Source organism: Bacteriovorax sp. DB6_IX, from assembly GCF_000447775.1.
GTDB lineage: Bacteria > Bdellovibrionota > Bacteriovoracia > Bacteriovoracales > Bacteriovoracaceae > Halobacteriovorax_A.
Genome location: NZ_AUNJ01000474.1, coordinates 1 through 7304 on the forward strand (window position 1 = coordinate 1; position 7304 = coordinate 7304).

Annotated in this window: 8 protein-coding genes; 3 read left to right on the forward strand and 5 right to left on the reverse strand. The window is 36.6% G+C overall.

Going from position 1 to position 7304, the window contains the following annotated elements; all coding sequences use genetic code 11:
* The first annotated feature begins 146 nt into the window (after positions 1 to 146).
* The 3 genes from M901_RS14670 to M901_RS14680 are packed head-to-tail and all read left to right on the forward strand — an operon-like array spanning position 147 to position 2469.
* The gene (locus M901_RS14670; protein WP_021278995.1) at positions 147 to 920 is read left to right on the forward strand and encodes an ABC transporter permease; all 774 of its coding nucleotides are present in this window, start codon (positions 147 to 149) and stop codon (positions 918 to 920) included.
* Positions 921 to 1670 carry an ABC transporter ATP-binding protein gene (locus M901_RS14675; protein ID WP_034722506.1) on the forward strand — a complete coding sequence of 250 codons (750 nt, stop codon included), beginning with the start codon at positions 921 to 923 and terminating at the stop codon, positions 1668 to 1670. It begins immediately after the preceding gene.
* A complete protein-coding gene (locus M901_RS14680) occupies positions 1660 to 2469 on the forward strand; it encodes an MlaD family protein (RefSeq protein WP_021279000.1) in 810 nt (269 codons plus the stop codon). The genes M901_RS14675 and M901_RS14680 overlap by 11 nt, the downstream gene beginning before the upstream one ends.
* 23 nt (positions 2470 to 2492) lie before the next feature.
* Here the strand turns inward: M901_RS14680 and M901_RS14685 are convergent, their stop codons facing one another.
* The 5 genes from M901_RS14685 to M901_RS14705 form a co-directional block, all read right to left on the reverse strand.
* A complete protein-coding gene (locus tag M901_RS14685; RefSeq protein WP_081653478.1) occupies positions 2493 to 4037 on the reverse strand; it encodes a sigma-54 dependent transcriptional regulator in 1545 nt (514 codons plus the stop codon).
* Positions 4038 to 4176: 139 nt separating this feature from the next.
* Positions 4177 to 4407, reverse strand: a complete 231-nt coding sequence (locus tag M901_RS14690) for a hypothetical protein (RefSeq protein ID WP_021279001.1) — start codon at positions 4405 to 4407, stop codon at positions 4177 to 4179.
* Positions 4408 to 4453: 46 nt separating this feature from the next.
* Positions 4454 to 4990 (reverse strand): hypothetical protein, encoded by a 537-nt coding sequence (locus M901_RS14695; protein ID WP_021278999.1) that lies wholly within the window; start codon positions 4988 to 4990, stop codon positions 4454 to 4456.
* 65 nt (positions 4991 to 5055) lie between these two features.
* A complete protein-coding gene (metK, locus tag M901_RS14700) occupies positions 5056 to 6225 on the reverse strand; it encodes a methionine adenosyltransferase (protein ID WP_021278996.1) in 1170 nt (389 codons plus the stop codon).
* Positions 6226 to 6325: 100 nt separating this feature from the next.
* Positions 6326 to 7304: hypothetical protein (locus tag M901_RS14705; RefSeq protein ID WP_021278994.1), on the reverse strand; the 979-nt coding region annotated here is incomplete at its 5' end.

Here is a 7304-nt window from a genome sequence, read left to right on the forward strand (position 1 = left end):
CTAGATGGTGTTTCAAGTAATCTCTCAGTTATTCTATTTAAAAAAGATCGCTGTCTCTATGATTTAGTCCTCATTAATAGTGATAAGGCTAACTTAAAAAAAGAAGTTCAGGACCTAAATAAAGTACTTAATAGTATGAGGTTTGAATGAAAGAGCAACGTACACAACTCTCCACTCTAATCTTTAGTATTGGAGAAATCTATCATCTCTTTCAAAAGACAATTCTCGCGTCATTCAGTCGACCTTTTTATTTCAAACGTCTTATTGAACAAATTAACTATATTGGAATTGGCTCTCTATCAATAACAATTGTTATTGGACTTGCTATGGGGTTGGTCATGACGATCAACTTTGGCTATGGATTGAAAAAGTTTGGTGGAACCCTCTATGTTCCAGCCGTTGTTTCTTTATCGCTAGCAAGAGAGATGGCTCCCCTTTTTACTTCTTTGCTAATTGCAGGAAGAGTTGGCTCTGGTATCGCAGCAGAAATTGGTGCGATGAATGTTACGCAACAGGTCGATGCCCTACGGGCCCTAGGGACTGATCCAATTCGTGTCTTAGTTGTCCCAAGGTTTTGGGCCTCAGTTATATCACTCCCACTTCTCACAGCACTATCATGTGCGCTAGGAATACTAGGAGGATTAGTCGTCTGTATGAATGAGTTTGATATTTCTGCAGGATTCTATTTCAACAAAGTATTTCAAACAGTTAAAATAGCCGATTACTTGAGTGGTTTAGTCAAAGCAATGATCTTTGGTGGAATCATCTCGATCATGGCTTGCTATAAGAGTTTTAACACAGTGGGTGGAACAAAGGGTGTTGGGTTAACGACAACATGGGTTGTGGTGATGAGCTCTATTATGATTCTAATCACTGACTTCTTTATATCTAAGATCTTTATAGTTTTTTGGACAAATTAAATGAGTAATAGTCTTTTGGAAATTATTGATATCTATAAGAGCTTCGATATTAAAGAAGTTCATAAGGGCGTGAGCTTTGCTCTTTCAAAAGGTGAAAGAATTGGGCTACTAGGTGCTTCAGGAACAGGGAAATCTGTCCTACTGCGCTCTATCGTCGGCCTAGAATTTATTGATCAAGGGAGAATTCTCTACAACGGAGAGAGAATTGATAACCTTTCGGAGAAAGATTACCCAAGAATTAGAAAGAGCATCAGCTATTCATTTCAATCGGGCGCCCTTTTTGACTCAATGAACGTTTTTGAAAATCTCGCATTTCCCCTCTTTGAGCATACTGATCTAAGCCTTGAAGAAATTGATGCCAAGATCCACGAAGTACTTAAACTAATTGGACTTGAAGGTATTCAACATCTTCTCCCTTCTGATCTTTCAGGAGGAATGCAAAAAAGAGTTGGAATGGCCCGTTCAATGATTCTTAATCCAGATATTATTCTCTATGATGAACCAACGGCAGGACTCGATCCTGCAAATACAGTTAATGTAGTCAAAGTCATGAAGAAATTTAGTAATACGGGAGTTACGAGTATTTTTGTAACTCACGATATTCCTGCTGCGAAAGAGTTTTGTGATCGTATTATTATCTTAGATAAAGGACATGTCGCTTTCGATAATACGATTGAAGAATTTAATAATTCAGACTCTCCTATTGTTAGGAAATTTCTTGTGACAGAAGGATTTGAAAATGCAAATTAGACCACACGAAAGAAAGAATATGGTTACCGCCGGTATATTTGTCTCTATTTTACTAATCGTTACCGCTGTATCCATCTTCCTCCTAGGAAAAGAAAGGTCTGTTTTTGAAAACAAAATAACTCTCTACACAGAAGTCGATAATGCGCAAAACTTGAAGTCTGGCGCTTTTGTTCAATTCAAAGGAATTAAAATCGGAACTGTTGAAAAAGTAGAAGTTGCCAGTTTAACAAGTATTCGTATCTCTCTTTCTATTAATGCCAATATGCAAAAATGGATTCATAGTGATTCCTATATCATGTTTAAGACTGAAGGAGTTTTAGGAGATAAGTTTCTTGAGATTCTTGGAGGAACGGAAGATAGCCCAATCGTTAAAGAAGGTGAAATACTAAAAGTTCGACAAAGTCCTAATATCGCAAATTTTATAACTAAAGGTGAAGATATTATTGTGACAGCGAGTCGAGTTCTCGTAAAGATTGATAAACTCCTATCGAGAGTCGATGGTGATAAAATTGCAATTACTCTCGATAATATAAATAGGTCGTCACTAGAGACTAAGAACATTCTCAGCTCTCTAAATCCAAAAGAAATCAAAGCGACTTTAAAGTCAGTTAAAATGACTTCTCAGTCTCTCTCAAGTATATCAAAGCAAGTGCAAGAGGGACCAGGCTCTCTCCATTCCCTTATCTATGATAGGGCTGTTCATGATGATCTCCAGTCATTACTCGGTGGAGCAAATAGATCTAAGGTCTTAAAATATTTTATTAGAGAGTCAATTAAGAAGAGCGAAGAAACGAAATAAAAAGCCAGCTAATGCTGGCTTTCCTATATAGTTGATTCTGTGATATTTCTTTTTTTCATCTTCTCAATCAGGGTCGTTCTATTCATATGAAGTAATTTCGAAGCTTGATTTTTATTTCCTTTAGTTTTATCTAATGCTTGTTTAATCAGAGACTCCTCCACTCCAGTTAGAAATCTTTTCAGATCAAGACCGTCATCTGGTAGTTGATATAGGTCATCTGTATTAACAACACTATGATTAGACAAGGCAAGGATTTTAGGTGGAAGATCTTCTGGGCGAATAGAGCTTCCCCCTCTTAAAATGACTAATCTCTCAATCAGGTTTTCAAGTTCTCTTACGTTTCCTGGCCATTCATAGTTTGTGAGAATGGCCAACGTTTCATCTTCAAAGTCAATCGCATTTCGTCCATCAGCACTTACAAAGCGTGACAGGAAGTATGAAATTAAAAGAGGTATGTCTTCTTTTCTCTCTTTAAGAGCAGGAATTTTAATTGGAATAACATTAAGACGATAAAATAAGTCTTCTCTAAAGTTTCCATCTGTTACTGACTTTTCAAGATCTCGGTGGGTAGCGGTTACGATTCTCACATCAACAGGAATAGGTCCCGTACTACCAACTCTTTCGATCTCTCTATTTTGTAGAACTCTTAAAAGTTTTACCTGAAGTAGTAGTGGCATATCCCCAATCTCATCGAGAAAGATAGTTCCATTATTGGCCACCTCAAAACGACCCATACGAGTTGAAATTGCACCAGTAAAAGCCCCTTTCTCATGTCCAAATAATTCAGACTCAAGGAGTTCGCCAGGAATAGCACCACAATTAACACTAACCATATTCTGATCTTGTCGCATAGACATCTTGTGAATGGCCTGTGCAACAAGTTCTTTTCCGGTTCCAGAAGGTCCACCAATAAGAACAGTAGAGTTTGAGCTCGCAACTTTTCTTATCCTCTCAAAGATCTTTTTCATTACCTTTGAGCGTCCAATCATCCCGCAGAAGAAATCATCTTCATTAGGCTTGATGAGCTTAACCTTTTCATTCTTATTAGCTTGACTCTTCTCTTTAGTATTGAAAAGCGCAGGATCAATCGACATTTTCTGTGTCATGGCCCTAACAATTAACTCAGCAAGTACATCTAGTTCGAAAGGCTTAGTAAGGTAGTGGAACACACCTTTCTTTGTTGCAGCGATAGCAGTTTCAATCGAAGCAAAACCTGTCATAACAATACTTGTGAAGTTATAATTTCTTTCTTTAAGAACATCGATCAAATATAGACCGTCGGTCCCAGAGTTCTCAAAGCTGATATCTGTTACTAAGCAAAACTGCTTCTCAACTTTATTCTCTGATAAGTAATTGAGAAATTCAGTCGGCCCTTCAAAGTGTTCAACCTTAAGTCCAATTTTTCGAGAAAGATACATGACGATACTTTGCGAAAGTAACTTATCATCTTCGACAAGATAAATTGGTGGGATCTCTTGAATTTTTTGAGAGTTGTTTGTTCCAACCTCTTCAGTAAGGTCGCCTACAAACTCAGAAAAAGCATCATTTAAAAAATTTAAATCATTCATAATGTCTCTTTGCTCATCAACTTCCAAATGTTATGAGCACTAAAATCGTAGCGAATAAACTCTAGGAGTGTCAAATTCCTAACACTAGAATTTATTTTCCGATCCTTATCTAAGTTATTGATATTATGAATATTGAAACTTAATAATTTCTTACACCTTCAAAGAAAAATTGCACCGCAAGATCAGGTCCTCCCGACCATACCCAAAAGACAATTAAGAAGAACGCAACGGCCGAAATTAATGTGAAGCAGTAGGTTAAAATGCGAACATCCTTTAACCAAAAGACATAGGCAAAAGGCATACAAATAAGGATTACTGGAACACACCAGAATGGAATATATCTAATAAAGAAGATAATAAATTCAACCATATGATTTATTATACAGAAAAATATTTTTTTAGATATAGGTCAAATACTAATAGTATCTCTTGAAGTAACGGCGAGGTAACTCAATCAATTCGAGCTTACTAATCATCCCTGCACTATGCTCAATGTCTTGCATTGTGACAGCAATCAACGTTCCTTTATTATGACCAATAACGAAGACTTCATATGGTCTCTGTTCAACCTGAACGAGGTGCTCCCCAAACTTTCTCCAATCATCATCACTAGAGTTGATATCATCAAAGAGCTCTGTCCCTAGAGGTGCTCTAAATCTATAAGCACAAACAAGGTTAGCCGCCAAAATCATACAATGCTGAACGGGAAGATTCTTAACTCGTGATTTATTTTGAAAGTAATCAATTGTATAGCTTAATAAAAAGCTGTCCTTCTCAGTTAGTGCATATTGATATTCATTCTGTCCATTAAGACGGTCTAGCCTATTTAAAATAACAGGAGAATTAAATGCAAAACCATCAGGATGGATAATTGTTACAGGCTGATTTGGATTTATCGAAATATTCCATACCCATTCAGTACTAGGAAATTGAGGTGTTTGTTGATTAGTCATAGGCCTTATAAAAAAAGGGCTTAATAATAAGCCCTTTAATTTGTATTTAAACGTGTGTTAATTAATTAACCATTACACATATCTTTAAGCTGATCTACGAAAGTTAACTTCTCCCATGGGAAGTAACCATCAAGCTCTCTACCGAAGTGACCATAAGCCGCTGTTGGTGAGTAGATTGGGTTAAGAAGATCAAGTCTATCGATAATTGCTTTTGGCTTCATATCAAAGATTTCATTAACAGCTGCATTGATTTTAGCAACATCAACTTTCTCAGTTCCAAATGTATCAACTAGTAGTGACATTGGCTCTGCTACTCCAATTGCGTAAGCAACTTGTACAAGAGCTCTATCTGCTAGACCTGCTGCAACGATATGCTTAGCAATTTGTCTTGTTGCATATGCCGCTGATCTATCGACCTTAGACGGGTCTTTTCCAGAGAAAGCTCCACCACCGTGAGCACCGTGTCCACCGTAAGTATCAACGATAATCTTTCTTCCTGTTAAACCACAGTCACCCATTGGTCCACCGATAACGAATTTTCCAGTTGGGTTAATATAGATTTTAGTATTATTATCAACAAGACTTGCCGGAACAACTTTGTTGATAACTTCTTCTCTAACAGCTTCTTGAACTTGCTTAAGAGTCATATTGTCAGAGTGTTGAGTTGAAAGAACGATTGCATCTAAACGAGAAAGCTTCCCATCAACATACTGTGCAGAAACTTGTGTTTTACCATCAGCTCTTAGTTCAGGAATAATTCCATTCTTTCTAACTTCAGATAGTCTCATCGATAACTTGTGAGAAAGATCAATAGTCATTGGCATTAGGTTATCTGTTTCGTTAATTGCATAACCAAACATTAGACCTTGGTCACCAGCACCCATTTCAGTAAATGTTCCTTCTCCAACATTTACACCTTGAGCGATATCAGGTGATTGCTTATCTAGAGCAACCATTACTCCACATGTATTTGCATCAAAACCCTTATCAGAGTGATCATATCCAATCTCTCTAATTTTATTTCTCACAACTTCCTGGAAGTCGATATTTGCAGTAGAAGTAATTTCTCCAGCAAGAACAACAAGTCCAGTTGTAATCATAGTTTCACAAGCAACACGTGAAGCAGGATCTTGAGCTAGCATAGCATCTAGAACCGCATCAGAAATTTGATCGGCCATTTTATCTGGGTGACCTTCAGTCACTGACTCAGATGTAAAAACATAATCTTTTAACATATAAACTCCATACTCATGTGCTAATAAATAAATAATACACTAGTAAGCCAATATACACCTGAAAATTCGAAACGACAATAATTGGAGTGAAATTTAATGCTTAATAAGACTCATTTTTTACGAAATATCGAAATAAGTGAGGGTTTCGATGTTGGTAAAACTTTTTTTCTTTAGGACTATAAACTAAGTATCGATCGTTCATTTTTAGAACCTCGTACTTGTCACCCTTTGGGTCCTTAAAGGAGTAGAGAAAGAGAAACTTATTTTTCCTATATAGTTTCCAATATTTCTTAGATTTTTTAATTCTTGGTCCAGGACGTTCTTCAACAGGCGAATAGTCAAACCAAAGCTGGGCCATGTCGATTCGGCCAAGCATTGAGGCCCTCGAAAAATATCTTGTGGCCTTAAATTTTTGAGTCGTATTCTTTAAAACAGAAAGAGAAATACTTAAGTTCTTTCTACGCAACCTCTTTGCAGTTCTTGATTGGTCAGGACAGAATATTCCCCGACTGGCAGGAATGAAGAAGTAAGTGAATGAAAACTCACCTTGTTTAAATAGTACATTTAACCAACGGTACTTTTGGGTCTCCTTAACCTTCTTAACCAAGTGTGAATAGAGTGGCTCATCTTTTCCTATGAAGTTGTATGCTGGATTATTTATACGATTCAATACGACTTGAACAACATCTCTTCGTTCACTACCATAGGAATTATCAAGCCTTCCGACTTCATGGATAAGAATAGTTTCCAAAGCAAAAAGCTTTCGATACAACTCAGGCTTCTTACTCCAATAGTGGTAAACTTCTGCTTCTTTTAGATAAATATAGTTTTTAAGTGCGTAGCGAGCCTTGCTCTTGTCTTTGTAAATCTTTTTTAGAATATCAGACTTATCATTATTATTTTTTAGCAAGTTTTTATAATAACTGTGATTCTTAGATGTTTTACTCAACCAGTTCTTTGTTCTTTTTAAAACAGGTTTTTTACCAGATCTAAAAACAGAGTCAAGCTGTTTAAATAGCCCATCAATATCATATCTTAAATCTTCCTCTAAAAAAGACGAACGATAACTAGAAGCTCTC